This window comes from Streptomyces scabiei 87.22, from assembly GCF_000091305.1.
In the GTDB taxonomy this organism is placed as follows: domain Bacteria; phylum Actinomycetota; class Actinomycetes; order Streptomycetales; family Streptomycetaceae; genus Streptomyces; species Streptomyces scabiei.
The window spans coordinates 620,797-641,213 of the sequence record NC_013929.1 but is presented as its reverse complement, the minus strand read 5'-3'; the positions used below and the strand labels follow the sequence as shown (position 1 = coordinate 641,213).

24 protein-coding genes are annotated in these 20,417 nt (G+C 73.6%); 10 read left to right on the top strand and 14 right to left on the bottom strand.

The window, feature by feature from the left end:
- A complete protein-coding gene (locus SCAB_RS02665) occupies positions 1-879 on the bottom strand; it encodes a helix-turn-helix transcriptional regulator (protein ID WP_012998508.1) in 879 nt (292 codons plus the stop codon).
- 102 nt (positions 880-981) lie between these two features.
- Between SCAB_RS02665 and SCAB_RS02660 the strand changes: the two genes are divergently transcribed.
- The 4 genes from SCAB_RS02660 (at position 982) to SCAB_RS02645 (ending at position 3,151) form a co-directional block, all read left to right on the top strand.
- Complete coding sequence (locus SCAB_RS02660; protein ID WP_012998507.1) at positions 982-1,677, top strand: SDR family NAD(P)-dependent oxidoreductase; 696 nt, start codon at positions 982-984, stop codon at positions 1,675-1,677.
- 81 nt (positions 1,678-1,758) lie between these two features.
- Positions 1,759-2,388, top strand: coding sequence for a TIGR03086 family metal-binding protein (locus SCAB_RS02655; RefSeq protein ID WP_012998506.1), 630 nt, complete (start codon positions 1,759-1,761; stop codon positions 2,386-2,388).
- A gap of 77 nt (positions 2,389-2,465) precedes the next feature.
- The gene (locus SCAB_RS02650) at positions 2,466-2,666 is read left to right on the top strand and encodes a hypothetical protein (protein ID WP_012998505.1); all 201 of its coding nucleotides are present in this window, start codon (positions 2,466-2,468) and stop codon (positions 2,664-2,666) included.
- A gap of 62 nt (positions 2,667-2,728) precedes the next feature.
- On the top strand, positions 2,729-3,151 hold the full coding sequence (locus SCAB_RS02645; protein WP_012998504.1) for a hypothetical protein: 423 nt from the start codon (positions 2,729-2,731) through the stop codon (positions 3,149-3,151).
- A gap of 72 nt (positions 3,152-3,223) precedes the next feature.
- Here SCAB_RS02645 and SCAB_RS02640 read toward each other — a convergent pair whose 3' ends face one another.
- Together SCAB_RS02640 and SCAB_RS02635 are read right to left on the bottom strand one after the other, a co-directional pair.
- On the bottom strand, positions 3,224-3,697 hold the full coding sequence (locus SCAB_RS02640; protein ID WP_012998503.1) for an ATP-binding protein: 474 nt from the start codon (positions 3,695-3,697) through the stop codon (positions 3,224-3,226).
- Positions 3,698-3,832: 135 nt separating this feature from the next.
- Complete coding sequence (locus SCAB_RS02635) at positions 3,833-5,959, bottom strand: SpoIIE family protein phosphatase (protein ID WP_231884888.1); 2,127 nt, start codon at positions 5,957-5,959, stop codon at positions 3,833-3,835.
- Positions 5,960-6,152: 193 nt separating this feature from the next.
- Between SCAB_RS02635 and SCAB_RS02630 the strand changes: the two genes are divergently transcribed.
- Both SCAB_RS02630 and SCAB_RS02625 read left to right on the top strand, forming a co-directional pair.
- A complete protein-coding gene (locus SCAB_RS02630) occupies positions 6,153-7,211 on the top strand; it encodes a hypothetical protein (RefSeq protein WP_012998501.1) in 1,059 nt (352 codons plus the stop codon).
- Complete coding sequence (locus SCAB_RS02625; RefSeq protein ID WP_012998500.1) at positions 7,208-8,317, top strand: hypothetical protein; 1,110 nt, start codon at positions 7,208-7,210, stop codon at positions 8,315-8,317. The genes SCAB_RS02630 and SCAB_RS02625 overlap by 4 nt, the downstream gene beginning before the upstream one ends.
- 57 nt (positions 8,318-8,374) lie before the next feature.
- On the opposite strand, the gene SCAB_RS02620 is transcribed toward SCAB_RS02625, so the two are convergent.
- A complete protein-coding gene (locus SCAB_RS02620) occupies positions 8,375-9,322 on the bottom strand; it encodes a cyclase family protein (RefSeq protein ID WP_012998499.1) in 948 nt (315 codons plus the stop codon).
- Positions 9,323-9,528: 206 nt separating this feature from the next.
- On the opposite strand from SCAB_RS02620, the gene SCAB_RS02615 reads away from it, so the two are divergent.
- Both SCAB_RS02615 and SCAB_RS02610 read left to right on the top strand, forming a co-directional pair.
- Complete coding sequence (locus SCAB_RS02615; protein WP_012998498.1) at positions 9,529-10,677, top strand: NAD-dependent epimerase/dehydratase family protein; 1,149 nt, start codon at positions 9,529-9,531, stop codon at positions 10,675-10,677.
- 113 nt (positions 10,678-10,790) lie between these two features.
- Positions 10,791-11,648 (top strand): oxygenase MpaB family protein, encoded by an 858-nt coding sequence (locus SCAB_RS02610; RefSeq protein ID WP_037724920.1) that lies wholly within the window; start codon positions 10,791-10,793, stop codon positions 11,646-11,648.
- A 56-nt stretch (positions 11,649-11,704) separates the two neighbouring features.
- On the opposite strand, the gene SCAB_RS02605 is transcribed toward SCAB_RS02610, so the two are convergent.
- Positions 11,705-12,073, bottom strand: a complete 369-nt coding sequence (locus tag SCAB_RS02605) for an STAS domain-containing protein (RefSeq protein ID WP_012998496.1) — start codon at positions 12,071-12,073, stop codon at positions 11,705-11,707.
- Between the two features lie 173 nt (positions 12,074-12,246).
- Between SCAB_RS02605 and SCAB_RS02600 the strand changes: the two genes are divergently transcribed.
- Positions 12,247-12,726, top strand: coding sequence for an ATP-binding protein (locus SCAB_RS02600; protein ID WP_012998495.1), 480 nt, complete (start codon positions 12,247-12,249; stop codon positions 12,724-12,726).
- Between the two features lie 15 nt (positions 12,727-12,741).
- Here SCAB_RS02600 and SCAB_RS02595 read toward each other — a convergent pair whose 3' ends face one another.
- The 3 genes from SCAB_RS02595 to SCAB_RS02585 form a co-directional block, all read right to left on the bottom strand.
- Positions 12,742-12,927: a hypothetical protein gene (locus SCAB_RS02595; RefSeq protein WP_012998494.1), complete on the bottom strand. Its 186-nt coding sequence runs from the start codon at positions 12,925-12,927 to the stop codon at positions 12,742-12,744.
- A 101-nt stretch (positions 12,928-13,028) separates the two neighbouring features.
- Entirely contained in the window at positions 13,029-14,147 is a 1,119-nt protein-coding gene (locus SCAB_RS02590; RefSeq protein ID WP_012998493.1) for a sensor histidine kinase, read from the bottom strand.
- Positions 14,144-14,803, bottom strand: coding sequence for a response regulator (locus tag SCAB_RS02585; RefSeq protein WP_012998492.1), 660 nt, complete (start codon positions 14,801-14,803; stop codon positions 14,144-14,146). Before SCAB_RS02585 ends, SCAB_RS02590 begins: the two co-directional genes overlap by 4 nt.
- 253 nt (positions 14,804-15,056) lie before the next feature.
- Between SCAB_RS02585 and SCAB_RS02580 the strand changes: the two genes are divergently transcribed.
- Positions 15,057-15,476 carry an SgcJ/EcaC family oxidoreductase gene (locus SCAB_RS02580; protein ID WP_037724953.1) on the top strand — a complete coding sequence of 140 codons (420 nt, stop codon included), beginning with the start codon at positions 15,057-15,059 and terminating at the stop codon, positions 15,474-15,476.
- Positions 15,477-15,518: 42 nt separating this feature from the next.
- Here SCAB_RS02580 and SCAB_RS02575 read toward each other — a convergent pair whose 3' ends face one another.
- The 6 genes from SCAB_RS02575 to SCAB_RS02550 form a co-directional block, all read right to left on the bottom strand.
- Entirely contained in the window at positions 15,519-15,812 is a 294-nt protein-coding gene (locus tag SCAB_RS02575) for a hypothetical protein (protein ID WP_012998490.1), read from the bottom strand.
- Entirely contained in the window at positions 15,809-16,756 is a 948-nt protein-coding gene (locus SCAB_RS02570) for an SPFH domain-containing protein (RefSeq protein ID WP_012998489.1), read from the bottom strand. Before SCAB_RS02570 ends, SCAB_RS02575 begins: the two co-directional genes overlap by 4 nt.
- A gap of 147 nt (positions 16,757-16,903) precedes the next feature.
- Complete coding sequence (locus tag SCAB_RS02565; protein ID WP_012998488.1) at positions 16,904-18,070, bottom strand: NAD(P)/FAD-dependent oxidoreductase; 1,167 nt, start codon at positions 18,068-18,070, stop codon at positions 16,904-16,906.
- 53 nt (positions 18,071-18,123) lie between these two features.
- Positions 18,124-18,840 carry a GntR family transcriptional regulator gene (locus tag SCAB_RS02560; RefSeq protein WP_012998487.1) on the bottom strand — a complete coding sequence of 239 codons (717 nt, stop codon included), beginning with the start codon at positions 18,838-18,840 and terminating at the stop codon, positions 18,124-18,126.
- Between the two features lie 89 nt (positions 18,841-18,929).
- Complete coding sequence (locus SCAB_RS02555; RefSeq protein ID WP_012998486.1) at positions 18,930-19,616, bottom strand: DUF4232 domain-containing protein; 687 nt, start codon at positions 19,614-19,616, stop codon at positions 18,930-18,932.
- A 264-nt stretch (positions 19,617-19,880) separates the two neighbouring features.
- Entirely contained in the window at positions 19,881-20,375 is a 495-nt protein-coding gene (locus SCAB_RS02550; RefSeq protein WP_012998485.1) for a hypothetical protein, read from the bottom strand.
- Between the last annotated feature and the right edge of the window lie 42 nt (positions 20,376-20,417).

The following is a 20,417-nucleotide window of genomic DNA, read 5'->3' as shown; positions in this document are numbered from 1 at the left end:
TCACGGTGTGGAGAGGAGGCCGGGTCCGGAGGACGCGGTGCCGTCGGCGCGGGCGCCGTTCGTGACCCGGAGGAACTCCAGCTTCTCCGCGTCGGGGGAACCCGCCGCCACCGTGTAGACGACGAGTCGGATGTCGCAGCCCGGGACGGTGAGCACGTCGCAGTCGCAGATCACCTCTCCGACCTCGGGGTGGACGACGGTCTTGCGGGCCGAGACGTGCGGGCCGGCCCTGCCCTCCTCCCACAGGCGGGCGAACTCCGCGCTGGTGGAGCGCAGTTCCACCACGAGGTCGGCCAGGTCGCGGTCGTGCGGGTGGTCGACGAGAGCCGTGCGCAGGTCGGCGACGAGGGCTGGTTTGAGTGCGTCGTCGTCCTGGAGCACGGGCCAGGACGCGAGCCGCCCGGCCCCGGTGGCGAAGACCGACCGTGTCAGGTTGCGCTCGCGGTGGGTCCGTGCGCCGGGATCGCCCATCAGCACCGACCACGCCGGGGTCCAGGACAGCAGGGTCCAGTCGGCGCTGAACACGCCCACGGGGAACTCGCCGAGACGGGCCAGCATCCGCTGGACCCCGGCCGGAACATGCGTGGAGACCGTTCCCTCCTGGGGAGGCAGAAGGCCGGCCAGCCGATAGGCGTGATCGCGCTCCGTGGGCTGCAGCTGCAGTGCCCTGGTCAGGCTCGCGACGACCTGCGCCGAGGGGTTGCCGGCTCGGCCCTGCTCCAGGCGGATCACGTAGTCGACCGACAGTCCGGCGAGTTCGGCCAGTTCCTCACGGCGCAACCCCACCGCACGCCGTCCGGGCCGAGCGGTCAGTCCGACATCGGCCGGAGCAAGCCGGTCGCGCCAGCGGTGCAGTGCCGTGCCCAGGGTCTCGTCCACGCACCCATTGTGTCCGCCGGGCCTGCGCCGTGCCTGGTACTGGCGGTCCTACCGTCACCCAGGGCACTGGTTGGCCGCTCTACACGGACCCAGAGTGGACGCATGACGATCACATTCATCACAGGTGCCAACAAGTCCCTCGGGTACGAGACCGCCCGCCGCCTGATCGAGACCGGTCACACCGTCCTCATCGGCGCGCGTGACCCCGAGCGCGGCCGGGCGGCCGCCGACGCGCTCGGCGCCCGCTTCGTCCGGATCGACGTGACGGACGACGCGTCGGTGGCCGAGGCCGCCGCCGACATCGAGGCGCGCGAGGGCGGCATCGACGTCCTCGTCAACAACGCCGGCGTCTTCGGCCCGCACATCCCCGCCGACCGGCTCACGGCCGCCGATGCCGCCGAGGTGTTCGAGGTCAACGTCGTGGGGATCGTCCGGGTGACGCACGCGTTCCTGCCGCTGCTGCGCAAGTCCGCGCACCCCGTCATCGTCAACGTCTCCAGCGGCATGGGGTCGTTCACGGCCACGCATGACGCCGGGCGCGTCGAGTCGAGGAACCTCGCGCCGCTCTACACGGCGTCGAAGGCGGCCGTGACCATGCTGACCACGCAGTACGCGAAGTCCTGGCCGGACATGAGGGTGAACGCCGCCGACCCCGGCTACACCGCGACCGACTTCAACGGGCACAGCGGGCCGCAGTCGGTGACCGAGGGGACCGACGCGATCGTCGAACTCGCCACCGTCGGGGCGGACGGACCGACCGGGACCTTCCGCGACCGGCACGGCGAGATGGCCTGGTGATCCCCGTCCGCGGACGACAGAGTGTGGACGCATGACGACAACCATCGGCATGGTGCACGCACCAGGTAGGAGGGTTCCACGATGAGCGAGGGCACGATCTCCAGTGGCTGGGACGTCCTGGACGCCTCCCACGAGGCACTCCGCACGGCGGTCCGCGCCGTCCCCGCCGACGGCTGGGACCTGCCCACGCCGTGCGGGGAGTGGACCGTCACCCAGGTCTTCCAGCACGCCGTCGGCGACCAGATCGGCTTCGCCGCCGCCCTGACCGGCGAACCCGGCCCCGACTTCGACCCGTTCGCCCCGTCGGGCGAGTTGGAGGGAGCGGACCCGGCGGTGTTGCTGGAGGACGCCCTGGCACGCGCGGCGAAGGCGTGGGCGGGTGTCGACCGGGACACCGCCGAGGTGCCCGTGCCGGTGCCGCCGCACCGCCTGTCCCCGTGGTCCGGGTCCGCGGCGTGCGGACTGGACGCGGCGGTCCACGCCTGGGACATCGCCCGGGCGACGGGCCGGCCGTCGCCGCTCACGCCCGAGTCGGCCCGCCCGCTCCTCGAGGTCGCCAGGGAGATCGTCGAGCCGCTGCGCCCCTACGGCGCGTACGCCGCCGCCCTGGCCCCCGAGCAGGGCGACGACGACGTGGCGGATCTCCTGCGCTACCTCGGCCGTGACCCCCACTGGACCGCCCCTCGGGGCGACGACGGCGGCCGCGGCTAGGCCGCCGGAGACGTACCGCGGGCATATCATCGGACCCGCGCGGAGGGTGCCGCGCGCAGGGGCTGGGGGGCCACATCATGGTCGGAGTCGACTGGGTGTCGTTCGTCGTGCAGCTGGTCTTCCTCGGCCTGCCGGTGGCGTGGATGGCGTTGCTGCTCGTGCTGGGGTGGTCGGAGAACGGCTGGGGCGGCCTTGTCCTGCGTGTCGTGGGCGCGCTCTGCATGGTCGCGGCAGTGACCTCCCTGGCCTGGCACCTGGCGTCACCCGTGGTCCCTTGACCCGCCGCGCGGAACCGGGGCCGCGGTGCGAACGGAACGTGGGCCCGCGGCGTCGGAGGAGCATGAAGACATCACACCGGTCCGCCGTCCTGCTCCTGAGCGCCGTGCTGTCGCTCGCCGGGTGCTCCGCCTCGTCGGACCGTCCGGGTGACGAGGGGTACGCCGGGCCCACCCTGCCCGCCCGCACCGTCAAGGAGGGCACGTGGCGGGAGGGCCCCGCCAAGCCCGAGGAGCAGACCCCCTACCCGTACGACATCAATACGCACTGCGGGATCAAGTGGGTGCACTTCGGGGGCCGTTGGTGGGTGCTCGACACCGTCTTCCCCGGCGTCGAGCAGGTCCGGGGGGAGCCGGCCCCGCCGGGGCGGGACGTGATCGCCGGCTATATGACCCTGATCGGCCCGGACACGGCCGACTTCGACGCCGCCGGCATGCCGACACTGCAGTTCGTGCCGGCCGACGACGATCCGCCGGGCTGCGCCTGACGTGTCGTCCCGGGGCCGGGGAGGGGCGTCGGGCCCCGCCTCGGCCCCGGCGCGGGCCGCCCGCCCGTGACCCTAGGGGGCGTGCCCGGCCGCCCCGGTCGCCGGCTCCTCCGCGAGGACGACCGCGGCGGTCGTGCTCTTGCCGACCGGCTCCCGGCGCACCTCGTAGCTCTCGCACGACGCGATGACGATCTCCAGCCCGTGCTGCCCGACCCGTCCCGGCTCCGCGGCCGAGGCCACCGGAACGACCGGGTCGCTGTCCCAGACGGTGACCCGCACCGAGCCGCCCGACACCTCCAGGTCCAGCAGACAGGGACCCGGCGCGTACTTGCAGGCGTTGGTCAGCAGTTCGCTGACGACCAGCTGAACGGTCCCCACGGCTCTGGCGGACACCGGAAGGCCCAGGACGGACTGCAGGCGGCCCAGGAAGGCCCGGGCCAGGGCGCGGCCCCGGGCGATGTCGCCGGGCTCACCGTGGTACATCGCCGAGCTCTTGACCAGTCCGTCGTCCAGCAGGGGGCTGTCGTCGTGGGCAGCCTCGTCCATGCGATCCGCCCGCTTCCTGAGCCTTGATCGGTACACCGGCCGTCTACCCCCAAAATCCGGCGAACACCAGACCCGGCCGTACCCGATGCGCCCTACACCCGTCCGCCGGAGGCCGAGGCGCGGGCGAACGGCCGCCTACCGGCTGCGCAGCAGGAGCAGGGCGACGTCGTCGGTACGTGCGTGGTGCGCTCCGCCGTGCTCCAGGAGGCTCTCGGCTAGGTCGTCGAGGGGCCGGTCGCCGTCAGCCGTGATCCGCCGGGCGAGGGCCGCGATGGAGTCGGTGATGTCGGTGCCGGGGGTTTCCACCAGGCCGTCGGTGTAGAGCGCGAGGAGCCCTCCCGGGGGAAGCGGAAGGGTGGTGACCGGATAGTCGGCCTCCGCACCCGTACCGATGCCCAGCAGCGGACCCGGCTCCACCGTGAGCGCGAGGGTTCGCGGTACGGGCGTGGGCTCACGCAGGAGCGGGGGCGGATGTCCCGCACTGGCCAGGTGCAGACGCCCCCCGGCGAGGTCGATGTGCAGGTAGAGGCACGAGACGAAGAGATCGGTCTCCAGGTCCGTCAGTACGCGGTTGGTGCGGGCCAGGACCTCGCCGGGAAGCGCGCCCGCGGTGGCGTGGACGGCGGTGCGGACCTGGCCCATCAGGGCAGCGGCGTGCATGCTGTGCCCCTGGACGTCCCCGATCACGGCGGCGGCGGTCGCCTCGCCCAGCCGGATCAGATCGTAGAAGTCGCCGCCGACCCCCATACCGTGCGCGGCCGGCAGATAGCGGGCGGCGACGTCGAGACCGGGGAAGTCCGGCAGCGCCGCCGGGAGCAGGGCCTGCTGCAGACCGTGGGCGAGGTCGTGCTTGGCGTCGTACAGGAGCGCCCGGTCCATGGCCTGGGCGATGAGCCCCGCCAGTGACACGAGGACCGCGCGGTCGCCGGAGCCGAAGGGGTGCGGGTCGTCGTACGACAGGACGCAGCAGCCGACGCGGCGGTCGGAGACCAGCAGGGGCAGGAACGCCCAGGCCCGTTTGCCGCTGAGTTCCGCGGCCCGGGGGTGGGCGCGGGCCATCTCGGCGGGGTCGGCGAAGAACGCGGGGATGCCGCTGTCCAGGACGTGTCCGGCGGGGGTGAGATCGGTGTCCAGGGGCAGGCCGTCGAGGCGGGCGACGTTGCGCGGGTCGTAGCCCTGGTGCCCGGTGATCCGCAGCCGGCCGGCGTCGGCGGCGGACAGCACCATGCCCTGGGCGTCGAACGCGGGCAGGATCTGGTCGGCCACCACGTTGACGACGTCGGCCACGGTGACGGTCTGGCTCAGCGCCGCCGCCAGGTGGATCAGCTGGTGGACCCGTCCGGTGCCGGTCGCCGCGGGCGAGGCTGCCGGGTTCGGGGTGACGCGGGGCGGCGTCGTGTCCCCGGACGGCGGGTGGGGGTGGGGCGAGACGAGGGCGCTGATGCCGCTGTCGTCGGGGTAGAGCCGGATGTCGAGCCAGTGGTCGGGCGGGCGCAGCGCGGTGTAGGCGACGGGTTCGCGGGTGAGGACGGCGGTCCGGTAGTGGTCCTCGTGGAGTGGATCGTCGAGCCAGGGCACGGACTGCCACGGCAGGGTGCCCAGGAGCCGGTCGGCCCGTCGGCCGAGCAGCTGCGCGGCGGCGTCGTTGAGGAAGGTGATGCGGCCCTGCAGATCGAAACCGAGGGCGCCGACGGGCATCCGCTGCAGCAGGTCGGCGGCGGCCAGTCCGCTCTGGGCCGGGTCCGGGCCGGGCCGGTGCAGGGGGACGGCCCGCGGCTGGTCGGGGATCTCGCGGGAGGCGGGCGTCTCGTCCAGCACCTGGGTGATGCGGCTCGCGCCGGCCAGAATGTTCCCGCGTTCCCGCCGGGTCAGTGAGGGTGGGTGGCTTTTGGGCCACACCAGGGCCAGGGCTCCCCAGCGCCTGACCCCGTGCAGAGGGGCGAAGGCCAGGGCGAACTGGTAGGGCAGCCCGGCCGCGGCGTTCGGGTACAGGCGTGCCATGTCCTCCTGCCGGCCCACCCAGACCAGGTGGTCCTCCCGCACCGCCTCGGAGAGCGGGCCCGCGGCCGACACCGCCACCCGCCGCCACGGAGCCACCGCCATCGCCGGCACCCCGCACACCGCTGCCAGGCACAGCACCGGGTCGGCGGCCGGCAGCAGGTAGACGCCCGCCGCCAGCGCCCCGGTCCCTCGCACCGTGCCGCTGAGCACCTGGTCCAAGGACGACTCGTCACCCGGTGTGACAACACTGCCCTCACTCACATCTCCGACAGTAGGCCGCGAAGGGCCCGAGCGGGATGCGGAGCCGCACCGCCGCGGTCACGAGCCCGGGCGCACCGCGACGAGAGGCCCGCCGCAGGGCCGTCGTGGACCGGCCCCGATCGGCCGGATGACGTCTGTTCAGCGGCGGGTGCACGCCAATAGCGTGTGCGGCCTTCGCGTCCTGGGGGGTCTCATGAACGGTCTCCGTGCGGTCGTCGTCTGTCTGCTGGCCGTGTGCGCGGCGGTGGTGTCACCGGCCGCGGCCGTGACGCCCAGGAGCTGGACGGCACTGGCGGTGCCGGCGGCGGCCCCGCCGGTGACCGTGACCGATCTCGCCGCCCGCGGACCGGGGCAGGCATGGGCGACCGGCCATGAGACCGCCGCCGACGGACTCCGGCCGGTCCTGTACCGATGGGACGGCACCGCGTGGAACCGGGACACGACCTTCCCCGGCGCCGGTGAGCCGGGCGGGCTCACCAAGGTGCGCTTCGTCGGCCGGGAGGTGTGGATCCTCCGCACCCGGGCCGGCGAGGGGGAGATCCTGCGCCGGACGGCGGCAGGGTGGAGCGTCCTCCCGGTGCCGCGCACCCTGTGGACCTACCAGGACTTCACCGCCGTACCGGGTGCCGCGTGGGTGGTCGGTGAGGACGACACCGGGCTGAAGATCCTGCGGTACGACGGTTCCGGCTGGACCGCGCAGACCGCCCCCGACGGGGTGCGGTACCTGATGGGGATCACCGCGCGCACCGCCACGGACGCGTGGGCCTGGGCCGACACCGACACCGGGACCGCCGTCCTGCGCTGGGACGGCACGGCCTGGCGGGACGCGGACGTGCCGCTGCCGCCCGACAGCAATGTGCACACCGTCCTGCTCGAACCCTCCGGCCGGGTCACGATCGGCGGCAGCCAGTACACGGACGGCGTGGCGCGCACCTACCTGATGACCGGCGACCGGCACGTCTGGCGCACCACCCGCCCACCGCTGGGCGACACCGCCACCGAGGCGATGGTGCGCGGCCCGGACGGCGCACTGTGGCTGCCGGTGCGCAGCGACCGCGCCTTCCAGTCGAAGTACGCGCGCGTGGACGGCGCACGCACCACCTTCTCGTACGGCCCGGAGCGCCGGAACGCCATCGACGTCAAACCACGTGCCCTGGCGAGGGCAGGGTCGTCGCTGCTGTCCTTCGGAACCGCCGAGATCTACGGATCGAAACCGAACCTGATGAGCGAGCGGCTGGGAGGCCGACCATGACCCGCCGACTGCTGGTCGCGGCCCTCGCCGCCGCCCTGACCCTCCTCGCCCCCATGACCTCGGCGGCGGCGGACACCCAGTCCTGGCACCACGTCCCCGTCCCCGCACAGGTACGCCCCCAGGCCGGGCTGAACGAGGCCGTGGCCTTCGGACCGGACCGGGCATGGGCCGTGGGGACCGACGCCGTCGGGCGGGAGGCGCCGGGATTCCCGCTGGTGCTGCGCTGGGACGGAACCGCGTGGCAGCGCCGGGCGCTGCCCGGGATCGGCTGGCAGGGAGAGCTGCTGTCCGTCGCCGGCACTTCACCGGCCGAGGTCTGGGCGGTCGGGCGCGACGCGGCGGGCGCCACCCGCCTGCTCAGGTCCGACGGGTCCGCGTGGTCCGAGAGCCGGCCGCCGCGCGGTGTCGTCCTGACGAAGGTCGTGGCCGGTGGCGGCGAGACCTGGCTGATCGGTTCCCGCGACGGCGCACAGGCGCTGCTGCGCCGGGACGGCGGCGCCTGGCAGGACGTGCCGGTGCCGCCCGGAGCCGTGTACGGCCTGCACATCCTGGCGGCGGACGACGTCTGGGCCGCGGGCGCGACGGGCGCGGGCGCCGCCGTGTCGCACTGGGACGGGCAGGCGTGGCGGCAGACCATCGTGGACGGGTTCCCGCGGTCGGCCGTGGGCAGCGTGCTCGCGGTGTCGCCGACGGAGGTGTGGGCGGGCGGCACGGCGGGATTCGTCGGCGGCCCGGTGGGGCGGCCGATCCCGCCCCTGCTGGTCCGCTTCGACGGACGGACGTGGAACCACGTGACCGTGCCCACCGACTTCGGCTCGGTCACCGCCCTGACACCCGCCTCCTCCGGTGCGCTGCGCTGGGTCGCGGTGGCGCGCTCGCAGAAGTGGGGCCCGCCGGGCAGTCAGCCGCCGTTCGTCCCCGGGCCGGACTTCCTCGCCCGGGACGGACAGTCGTTCACCGAGTACGACGAACCGGCGGTGGCCGGCGAGGGCGACTCCTCGCGGCTGCAGCCGGCGCCGGTCCCGGGCACCGGCACGGTCTGGTCGGTCGGCCGCGCCGACGGCCCCGAGGGCACGTTCGCCCCGCGCATCCTGCGCTTCGGCTGAACGGGGGTGGGGAGTGATTCCCGGCGGCGGGCGCCCACGCCGGCCGCCGCGCCCCGGTCACAGCACGGCCACCGGGTTGACGGGCGACCCGGTGCCGCCCGGCACGTTCAGCGGGGCCACGACCATCAGGAAGGCATACCGGCCGGCCCCGGCACAGGCGGCGGAGAGCGCCTCCAGATCGAGGTTGTCCAGCAGGGGCACACCCATGGCGGCGATGGCCAGGGCGTGCACGGGGGAGGACACGCCCTCCACGGGCGAGGGCCGCACGTCGCTGTCGCCGTCGCCGCCCAGCAGCGCGACACCGCGCTCGGCGAGCAACGGCATGGCATCCACGTGCAGACCGGCGCCGGCCTCGTCGGGGTTCCAGGGCCCCAGCTCGCGACGGCGCCGGAAACGGCCGGACCGCAGCAGGACCGCGTCGCCCTCGCCCACGGTCACACCCAGGGCCCGCTCGGCCGACAGGACGTCGTCGGCGTGTACGGCCGTCCCGGGCTCCAGCCAGTCGCGGCTTAGCACGGCGGGCATGTCGAGCAGCACGCCCCGGGTCACCAACGGGCCGAGCGCGTCGACCGCGCCGAAACGGGCGCCCCGGGCGTCGACGGACCCGCGCGCGTCCCGCCCCTCGTACAGCAGGCCCCGGTAGGCGATGTGCGACAGGGCGTCCAGATGGCTGACCCCTTTGCCGTGGTAGTCCGCGGCGATGAAGTCCTTGTGGCAGGTGGGCTCGGGAGGCTCGACGTCGCCCAGCTCGGTCATGTGGTGCAGAGCGGGCTTGCCGTTGTCGGGGCCGGGCACCGTGTTCCACGGCAGGGCCATCGGGACGACCGTCCCGGACCGCACCAGGGCGGAAGCCCGTCGCACATGGTCCGGGGTGATCCGGTTGGCGGCACCGCGATCGGCCGGGGTCCAGCGGCCCCAGCTGCGCAGCCGGTCGAAGAGGGCGTCGAACTCCGCGCGCGTCACGGCGGGGCCGTTGTCGGGCGGTCCGGACGGGAGGGGCGTCATGGGCGTACGTGCTCCAAGGGTCGGGAAGACCTCCGAGTGTCCACGGTGGACCACGTCCGGGATTCCCACGAGCCGGACCGCTCGCGCGGCCCGCCCGGACGCCGGTCCGCCCGCGCCGCCGGTTCCCTCGGGCGTCCGTGGGCAGCCTGTCGCGTCCCCGGACGGACAAGACCCCCGGACCGACCGATCGCACGAAAGGACGCCGTATGAGGATCGTCGTCACGGGCGGCTTCGGCTTCCTCGGACGCGAGGTCGCCCGCGCGCTGCTCGGCACCCGGACCTTTCGAGGGGCACCGATCGACAGCCTGGTGCTCGTCGACCGGACCGTGCCGACCGGGCAGCCGCCCGTGACCGCCCCGAGTCCGTCCGCCCCGCCGGTCTCCGATCCGCTCGTGTCCGATGCGCTCGTGTCCGATCCGTACGTCTCCGATCCGTACGTGTCCGATCCGCTCGTGGAGATCGTGCACGGCGATCTGTCCGGCCATCTCGACGCGGTGTTCGCACGGCCGGTGGACGCCGTGTTCCACCTCGCCGCCGCCGTCTCGGCCGAGTGCGAGGCCGACTTCGACCTCGGGATGGACGCCAATGTGGACACCACACGGGCCCTCCTCGACGCCGCCCGGGCCCAGTCGGCCGCCGGCGGGCCGACGCCGTGCCTGCTGTTCTCCAGCAGCGTCGCGGTCTACGGTCCCGACCCGGCCCTCCCGCTCCCACCCGTCGTCAGCGAGGCGACCCTGCCCACGCCGCGGTCCAGCTACGGCGTCCAGAAACTCGTCTGTGAGCAGCTGATCGCGGACTACACCCGCCGCGGGTTCGTCGACGGTCGTGTCGCCCGGCTGATGACCGTCGTGGTGCGGCCGGGCCGGCCGAACGCGGCCGCTTCGGGCTTCCTGTCCGGCATCATCCGCGAGCCCCTCGCGGGCCGCGCCGCCGTCTGCCCCGTCCGCCCCGACCTGACCGTGGCCCTGGCCTCGCCGGGGCGCACCGTCGAGGCGCTCCTGCGCATCGCCCGGGCGGAGCGCGGGGCGGGCAGGGGCCGGCTCGCCGGCGCGCTGCCGGTCAACCTCCCGGCCCTCACCGTGTCGGTCGCCGAGATGCTGGCCACGCTGCGGAAGGAGGCCGGCGACGCCGTCGCCGATCTGGTGACGATCAGACCCGATCCCGCGGTCGAGGCCATCGTGGGCTCCTGGCCCTCCGCCTTCGACCCCACGCGCGCCGCCGCGCTCGGGCTGGCTCCCGACCCGGACTTCGCCTCGGTGCTGCGGGCCTACGTCGCCGACCACCCCGACGCGGTTCTGCCCGCCCCGGCCCGCGCGAAGGGACAGCCGGACCCGGGACCACCGGCCGGTCGCTAGGCCGTGTCCGTGCCGCCACCGTGCCGCCGACCCGTTCCGCCACCGTGCCGCCGCCGAATCGGCGGCGGCCGGGATCGCGGACACTGGACACAGGAGAGGGGAGGCCGACCGTGATGACCACCGTCCGTGCGCAGCTGGGCCAGGCCCTGTTCCGCCGCGTCGCCGGGCCCGACGGGCCCGCCACCCGCGCCCGCATCCATGACACCCCCGGCCCGCGCTGGTTCGGCCCCGACCGCCCCATCCGTACCGTGCACGGCGACGCCTCGATGTTCATCGGCGGGCTGAGCGCACTGCTGCTGCAGTCCCTGCATCCGCTCGCCATGGCGGCGGTGGCCGGACACTCCGGCTACCGGGGCGACCCCTGGGGCCGGCTGCAGCGCACCAGCACCTTCCTCGCCGTCACCACCTACGGGACCGCGGCGGACGCCCGGCAGGCGGTCGACCAGGTGCGGGGCATCCACGAGCGGATCCGCGGGACCACCGCCGAGGGGGTGCCCTACCACGCGGCCGATCCGCATCTGCTCGGCTGGGTGCACGCCGCCGAGACGGACAGCTTCCTGCGCGCCCACGAACGCTTCGGGGCCCGCCCGCTGGACGCCGACGCCTACGACGCCTACGTGGCGGACACCGCCCGCGTCGCCGCCGCGCTGGGGGTGAGCGACCCGCCACGCGACCGCCGCGAACTGGCGGAACGGCTGGCCGCCTACCGGCACGAGCTGAGGGCCACCTCCGAGGCCCTGGCCGCCGCCCGCTTCCTGCTGTTCCGGCCTCCCCTGCCCCTGGCCGTACGGCCCTTCTACGGCGGGCTGGCCGCGAACGCCGTCGCGCTCCTGCCGCCCTGGGCCGGCCGGATGCTCCGGCTGCCCCGGGTACCGGTCGTCGAGAACCTCGCCGTTCGCCCCACCGGCCAGGTCCTGACCCGGACCATCCGCTGGGCCATGACCCCTCCCGGCCGGTCGCGGCCGACGTGACCCACGGGAACCGACGTCCACCGCCGGCGACCTCAGCGACCGATGAGCGCCACGGATCAGCCGGACAGGGCCTGCTCGACGGTGGGGTGACAGGGAATGAAGGTGTCGACGCCGACCAGTTGCAGTACCCGCAGCACCGACTCCTGGGCGGCGGCGATACGCAGCCAGCCCCGCTCGCCGCTCACTCGACGGTGCGCGGCGACGAGGACGTTGATGCCGCTGGAGTCCATGAAGGTCACACCGCCGAGGTCCACCACGATCCGCGGAGGCGGCGCTGCGACGCCCCCGGTCAGCAGGGCCTCCTCGAAGAGATCCTTGACGTCGTGGTCGATCTCACCTCGCATGGTCACGACCCGGATGTCGTCGACCACATGGTGTGCGAAGGAGAGCCGGCCTGGCCGGTCCGCGTTCTCGATGGCGGTCACCGTCTCCTCGACTCGCTTAGGCTGGCCCCGGGGCAGGGCATGCACGGATGATTCTGCCCCACTGCCCGGGCCGGACACACCCGGGCAGGCTGTGTCGAGCGGCGCCTCGGTGGCATAAGTGACGGTATGGCGGGTACTGGCGTGCGTGGGTACGGGGAATGAGGGCGAGGCTCGTGGGGTCCTATGCCGATGGTGACGGCTCGACCGAGCCGGACGGTCCGCTGCTGCGCGCCGGATTCGCCCTGGACGGGGACGACGCCTGCATCGCCGACGCCCGCCACCACGCGGTCGTCTTCCTCGACCGGGCCCGTAGCGACCGCCACCTGCCCGTGAGCGCCCGCGCGCGGGACATCACCCAACTGGTCGTCAGCGAGCTGGTCACCAACGCCCGTAAGTACGCCCCCGGGCCCGTCCTGATGGAACTGCGCATCACGGCCGACAGCGTCGAGATCGTGGTGTGGGACAGCGACCCCACCGTCCCCTCGGCCCGTGCCGCCGACCCGGACCGGGTCGGCCAGCACGGTCTGGAGATCGTCAAGGCCGTCACCGAGGACCTGTTCGTCGAGCAGGCGTCGGTCGGCAAGCGCATCACGGCCCGCGTCGCCCTGTCCGACCCGCCCGGCGCCGGCAGCGCCGCCCGCGGCCCCGCGTGACGGCTCGGGGCAGCCCTACGCGACCTTGAACTCGATCTGGGTGATGGCCGGTCCGTCGCCGGTGACCTGGCCCTCCTTGATGGACTCCGTCCAGGAGCCGTCCTGCTGGAGCTTGGCCAGAACGGCGGGGGAGAGGCTGACCGTGATCTGGATGCCGCCCCCGGCGGACGGGGCACGGTCGATGCGGATGTCGTTGCTCATGCCGACGAAGCTACCCCCAACACAGCTGCCGCCATGGGCCGTTGACGTTTTACCCGGGGTCGTGAGGTTACGCGCCGATCGGTCCGGCCGGCCGCGGTGCCTCAGTCCGTGCCGAGGGGGACGCGCAGCCGCAAGCGGTAGCCGCCCTCCCGGGCCGGCCCCGACTCCAGGGTTCCGCGCAGGATGTCGGCACGTTCCCGCAGGCCGACCAGACCGAGCCGGGAGCCGGGGAGAACCAGGGAGGGCCTGGTCGGCGGGGAGTTGGTGACGGTCACTCCGACATGGTCGCCGTCGTGCCACAGCTCGACGACGGCGGTCGCGCCGGGGGCGTGCTTGCGGACGTTGGTCAGCGCCTCCTGGACCGTGCGGTAGAGGGCCCGTTGGGCGGGCGTGCCCACGCCGGGCGGGAGTTCACCGGTCAACCGCGCCTCGATACCGCTCGATCCGACCAGAGCGTGCAGGTCGGCGAGCGTGGGCTGAGGCGTCAGCTCGGTGGCGTGACCGCCGGAGGCGCGCAGCAGGGTGACCATGGTGCGCAGTTCGTCGAGCGTGGTGACGCTCAGCGAACGGATCGTACGGGCGGCCTCTCTGGTGTCCGTGTCCCCGGTGGAGACCTGAAGGGCCCCGGCCTGTACGGCGATGAGGCTGACCTGGTGGGACACCACGTCGTGCATCTCGCGGGCGAGCCGGGTGCGCTCGTGGGCGAGCGCGGCCTGGGCGTGCAGAGCGCGCTCCTGCTCCCTGGCCTCCTCGACCTCGGCCAGCCGACGGGCCAGATCCCGGTGCGCCTGGACGAGTTGGCCGACGAGGGCCGGGACGACGGCCAGGGCCAGGTTGTACACGAGGATGATCAGCGTCATCGTCCGGCCGACCTCGGCGAGTCCGGCGGGCGGCCAGGGCGTGCTGCTCGTGGCGGCGACCAGAGCGACGCATCCCGCGAGGAGCCGCCGGTCGCGGGACCGTTCGGCGACGCTGTAGAGGGCCAGCAGGGGCGCGAGGGCGACCTCCTGGGTGAGGGCGATCGGCAGGGTGAGCAGGAGGACGGCGAGCGGGAACCTGCGCCGGAGGACCAGCGCGGCACACCCGAGCGCGGCCAGGGCGATTCCCGTCCGCGACTTGTCCCACAGGTTCAGCCACACGTCGACGGCGGCCACGACGGCCAGGGCGACGTCCACGGCCGGCGCGGGCACCCGCTCCCACAGCGCGCGCGCCCGGCTCATCGGCCGGCCTCCGGCCGCCTGCCCTCGTCCAGGAGCCCGGCGCGCTGTGCCAGCAGGGCCGCCTGTACCCGGCTGGTGACCCGCAGCTTGGTGAGGATCGCACTGACATGGTCCTTGACCGTGCCGGCGCCGAGATGGATGCGGGCCCCGATGTCGGCGTTGGACAGTCCCTCGGCGACGAGGACGAGGACGTCGCGCTCGCGCGAGGTGAGCAGGCGGACCCGGGTCGCGTCCTCGTCGACGGCCGACGCGCTGCCGGAGTGGCTGTGCAGCAGGGTCCGCGAGGCCTTGGGCGACAGCACCACGCCGCCCGCGGCCAGGGTGCGTACCAGGTGGGCCAGTTGGTCCGGCTCGGTGTCCTTGAGCAGGAAACCGGCCGCGCCGGAGTGCAGCGCGGTGAGGATGTACTCGTCGGCGTCGAACGTCGTCAGCATCGCCACGACCGGAGCGTCCGGCATCGTCCGCAGCTCACGCAGCACGGTGAGCCCGTCGACGTCCGGCATCCGGATGTCCAGCAGCACCACGTCGGGCCGCTCCCGCCGTACGGTCTCCACGGCCCCGCTCCCGCTCGCCGTCGCGACGACCTCGATGTCGTCCGACGCGCCCAGGATGAGCCCGAACCCCGACCGGACCAGTGCCTCGTCGTCCACCACCACAACCCGGATCACGTGCCCTCGCTCTCGTCCTCGCCGTCCCGTCCTGCCGACACGACCCTAGAGCGCGCAAGGGCCCCGGTCGCGCACGGATCCGCAGGTCCAGCCACCCGGCGGGGTATCTCCCTCCGATCGGCAGGGGCCCGGCGAGGGTCCGCCGGAGGCCGCGGGGGACGGCCCGCGGACGGCGGACACGATCCACTGCTCCTCGAACCACCTTGACCTCGAGCACGGTCGAGGTCGCAGAGTGATCCTCATGAACACCGAAACCGCGAACGCCGTGAACGCCGCGAACGCCGCGGACATCAAGGCCATCGAAGAGGTCGTGGCCACCGTCGAACGCACTCAGCGCGCCAGGGACGCCGAGGGCTTCCTCGCGCTCTTCCACCCCGACGCCCTGTGGACGACCGCCCACGGAAAGGTCCTGATCGGGTTACCCGCCATCGCCGAGTTCACCCGTGCCGTGCTGCCCGGTGCCGTGTGGGACGGCGAGGTCACGTACGAGGTGGCGCACACGCAGTTCCTGCGCCCGGACGTGGCGGCCGTCAAGGTGCGGCAGGTCCACCACCCGGCGGAGGGCGACACGGAGGGCGCGCCGCTGTACGTCATGACCCGGCAGGCCGACGGAACCTGGCTGCTGCACGCCTGCCAGAACACGTCGGTCCGACGGGACTAGCGTCGGCTCCGTCGGCCGGGCCGGAGTCGGACGCGGAGCGGCTCACGCGTCGTCTCCTGGCCGCTCCCGCTCCCCGCCGGTATCGGACGGCTTCGGTGGCCGGCCCCGGCGGGGGAGCGGTCCCGCCGCCCCCGGCAGCCGTCCCGCGTCGGACAACGCCCTGCGCAGCAGGAACTCGATCTGCGCGTTGGTGGACCGCAACTCGTCTCCGGCCCACCGGGCCAGCGCGTCATGGACCAGCGGGTCGAGCCGCAACAGCACCTGCTTGCGCTGTGTGGCCGACCGCTTCGGGGCCGGGTCGGCACCCGGCCCACCGTCGGGCGGAGGGGGCGTCACTGGTACAGCGACCCGGTGTTCAGCACGGGCTGTGCGGCCCTGTCCCCGCACAGCACCACCATCAGGTTCGACACCATCGCGGCCTTCCGCTCCGAGTCCAGCTCCACGATGCCCTGTTCGGCGATGCGGGCGAGCGCGGCCTCGACCATGCCGACCGCCCCGTCGACGATCTGCCGCCGGGCCGCCACGACGGCACCGGCCTGCTGCCGCTGCAGCATCGCCGAGGCGATCTCGGGCGCGTACGCGAGGTGCGTGAAGCGGGACTCGATGATGTGCACGCCCGCCGCCTCCACACGCGCGTGGAGCTCGACGGCGAGCTTCTCGGTGATCTCCTCCGCGTTGCCGCGCAGGGAGAGACCTTCCTCGTCGTGCGCGTCGTAGGGGTACTCGATGGCGATGTGCCGTACGGCCGCCTCGGTCTGGGTGGAGACGAACTCCAGGAAGTCGTCCACCTCGAAGGACGCCTGCGCGGTGTCCTCGACCTTCCACACCACGACCGCGGCGAGTTCGATCGGGTTGCCGTAGGCGTCGTTCACCTTCAGGACGGCCGTCTCGTGGTTGCGTACCCGCGTCGAGATCTTGACCCGGGACGTGAACGGGTTGACCCAGCGCAGGCCGTCGGTGCGGATCGTCCCCCGGTAGCGCCCGAACAGCTGGACGACACGGGCCTCGCCCGGGGCCACCATGTTGAGGCCGCACATGGCGAGGAACGCCGCGAGACCCACCAGGATGCCGCCGACTATCAGCGCCGCCTTCACGCCGGACGAGGTGGACACGGCCCCGAGCACCACGAGACCGACGCCGGCGGCCAGGCCCACCAGTCCGAGCAGCAGGGCGAGCCCGCCGCCGATGGAGTGGGCGGGGAACTCCCGTACGCGCGGCTCGGGCATGTCGGGGAGGTCCGTCGTGTCCGGCGTGTTCGGTGTGCGGTCGTGTGGGCTCATGGTGGTGTCTCCCCGCGGTGAGTGGTCAGAGGTGCCTGGCGAGGCGGGGGCCCGAGGGGCTGTCCGCCTCGCATCTAGCATAGTGATATCACTTTATTGGGTGCGCGGCCAGGCTCCGCACGCACGCGGACATCACGACGCCGTCGGCTACTGGTCACCCAGTCCGACGGCGCGCTGGTCCACGGCGGTGTCCGGGCGGGCCGCGCCGGTGAACCGGGTGGGGCGGAAGGCCGCGAGGAGTTCCTGTTCCCGGTCGGTCGTGATCTCGGCCGCCGCCAGGCGTCCCAGAACCGGTGCCAGGGTGACCCCGCTGTGCGAGACGAGGCAGTAGACACGGGCCCGCGCGTCGGCGTAACCGGCGACGGTGTGGCCGTCCGCGGGCAGCGACCGGAGACCGACGCGCAGCTCGATCCGCGGTGTCCCGGCGGGGTCCGGCAGCACCGAGCGGAACCGCCGGACGAGGGTGCTCGCGAGGTCCCCGTCGGCGGACGGCGGGTCCCGCGGATCGACGGCGGCGTTCAGATCGAGTGCCTGCAGGACGGTGTGCCCTCCGCCCGCCGGGCGGAGGTTGAGTCCGGGGCTGTGGATCACGCACCGCAGGTCCAGGCGGGGCTGCCTGACGTATCCGAGCAGGCCGACGGTCTGTGCTCCGCGCCCGGTGTCCGTCACCATGGGAACGTCGATCCCGGCGCGTGCGGCGAGTTCCCGGGTCCAGCGGCCCGCGGCCAGGACGACGCGGTCGCCCCTGTGGACCCGGCCCCCGGTCAGGGTGACGGCGACTCCGTCCGGACCGTCGTCGACGGCCTCCACCTCGCCGGCCGCGTACGCGGCCCCGTGCCGCTCGGCGTCGGCCACCAGGCCCTCGACGAAGCGGTCCGGCAGTACGTAGCCCTCGGAGGGGAAGTGGGCGAGGGACGTGATCGTCGCCGGGACACGCAGGCCGCCCGCGATCCGGCCGGCCTCGTCGGCGGTGACCCAGTGCGCGGGGTAGCCGAGGGACCGCAGGCGCGTCACGTGGTCGGAGAGCCGCCGCTCGTTCGCGGCGTCCGCCCATTGCAGGGCGCCGCTGGGGAAGTAGGAAGGGGCGCCGGGCAGTTCCGCGGCGAGCCGGGCGTGCTCCTCCATGCCCGCGAGGTTCAGCCGGTGGTACGCGGGATGCGGCTTCCGGCTGGAGTTGGTCCAGGCGAAGGTGGTCGCGGACGTGCCGGTGCCGGCTCCGAGCCGGTCCAGCAGGAGAACGTCCGCGCCGGCGACGGCGAGGTGTCTCGCGGCGCTCGCTCCGAGGACGCCGGCACCGATGACGATGACCTTCATGGTCTGCGTGCTCCTCTCGGTTCGGGCGGCGGCGGGGCATGCCGCTCCGCCGCTCACTCGGGCGGGACCGGAAGCTCCAGGAAGAACTCGGCGGTTCCCGGACGGACGACGGTCGTGACCACCTCGACGGTCCCGCCGTCGGCGGTGCGCAACTCCCTGCGCCGCATCAGCGCCGGCGTACCGATCTCGCTGCGCAGCAGCGTCGCGTCGTGCTCGTCGAGGACGACCGGGTCGAGACAGAGCCGTACGGAGTCGACGGGCACGCCCTCACGCCGCAGGTACGGGAGGGTGACGAGGGTTTCGAGGTCCTCGCTCAGCAGGTCGGGGGCGGCCGCGAACAGCACCACGTGGCGCTCGACGGACTGTGGCTCCTCGCGGACGTCGAGCTTGCGCCGGACCAGTTCCACCACGGCGGTGTCGGCGGCGGCGCCGGGCAGGCGCAGGACGGCGTCGGCGGCTCTGACGACGCGTGCGGAGACGACGTCGTGCCGGCCGGGAGTGCCCCGGGCGGCCGTCGCGGGGGTGACGAAGTTCAGCAGGTTGATCTGCCGGGTCACCTCGGCGACGAACGTGCCGTGGCGTCGGCGGCGGATCGCCAGTCCCGCGTCGGCCAGGTCGTTGAGGACACGCTGGGCCGTGGCGCGGCTGACGCCGTACTGGGCGGTGAGGTCCTTCTCGGTCGGGAGCCGCGCGCCGGGGGGCAGTTCCCCGGCGCGGATCCTGGCTTCGATCTCCCGTCTGATCCGGACGTACAGGGGTGCGGTCATCATGTGGGTCCCTGGAGGTCGGGTCCGTCATTTGACCGTACAATTGCGCAATCAGTCGGTCAATTGCCCGGACGGATCCCGTTCCCTGCCGCTCAGTAGGTGAGCGCGTCCTCGGCCGTGCCGTAGAAGCTGGTGACCTGGCCGTCGTTGACCGTCACGGGGCCGTCCACGATGGTCACGGTCGCCGGGCTCTCGGAGGCGGTGAGGGCCACCTCCACCGTGGCGGCGCTCTTGCCGCCCGCGGTGTCGGCGCGGGAGAACAGGATCCCGGCGTAGGCGGTCTCGCCGGGCTTCATGATCCAGTCCTTGCCCTCGGGGCCCATGTGCTCGGCGGCGCCGTCGAGGCCCGGGATCGTGATCACCAGGTCGTTCGCCGGCAGCAGACACGGGTCGCCGCTCTTGTTGGTCGCGGCCAGCAGGGCGTGGTTGACGAGCTTGGACGCCACGGTGACCTTGTAGTTCAGGTCGGTCGTCTCGCACATGCCCACGCCGCCGTCCTGGCCGTCGTCGGTCCCGGGCTCCGAGGCCGCCGGGGTGCCTTCCGCACCGCCGGACGAGTCCTCGCCGCCACCGTCGCCGTCGCCCTGGCCGGCCGTCGAGGGCTTGTCTGTGTCCTTGCCGCCGCCCTTGCCGCCCTTGGTGGGGGACGGGCTCGCCGTCGTGCCCGGGGCGGACGCGTCCTGCTCGGCGTCGCCCTTGCAGGCGGTCAGCGCGAGGATGCCGAGCGAGAGAACGGCGAGTGCGGCGGTGGCGCGGCGTGAGCGAACTGCGTAGGTCATGAGAAGCCCCCCGGGAATCGGAATGTCCGGTGATAGTGCCGCACGGGAGGGGCGTGATGACCCGCTGACATGGAGAGGAAACCGTCCTCGAACGGATTTGTGACACTGTGACGGTGCTACCCCGGTAGGGGGCGTGATGTCGCCCTCATCGACCCGTCCGCGCGCGGCACGGGGTGGGGATCCCCCGGCCCAGCCGCGTCCGTGCCCCCGCCCCGACCCGACGGGTCTTCGTCTCGGCCCGGGGCCGGGCGGGCCGGAGGGGCCTCACCCGCGACGGTCGAAGGGCGCGGTGGGGCGGCGGGCGTCCGGGCTGTCGGGGGTGTACGTGTGATCCGGGTGGTCGTGCGTGCGGCGGGACTCCTTCATCTCCGCCTCGTACAGGTGGTCGCGTCCCGCGGCCAGCCGGTCCACCGCTTCACGCTCCAGGTCCTTGAACGCCTGGTAGTACGTCCGGTCGTACGCCTCGACGATCTGGAACGTCCAGTGGCCCGGGATGACGTTGCGCCCCAGGACCTCCGTCTCGATGCGACGGGCCCACTCGTGGTGGCCCGCCTCGCGGAGCAGTGACGTGGCCCGGTCCAGTTCCAGGTCCGCCGTCCCGGTCAGCTGGTGGAAGGAGAAGAGGTGCCCCCGGGCACGCTCGGTGGTCTCCAGGGCCTTGGACAGGGAACCGAGCGCCTCGACCGTGGCGTCGCTGAGGCCCTCCGGACGCCGGTGCGCCCCGTCGGGCCCGTCGGCCTTGTCGTGCGGGCGTGTCATGGTCGGCCAGCCCCTTTCGCGTGCGGCACCTGACCGGCATCG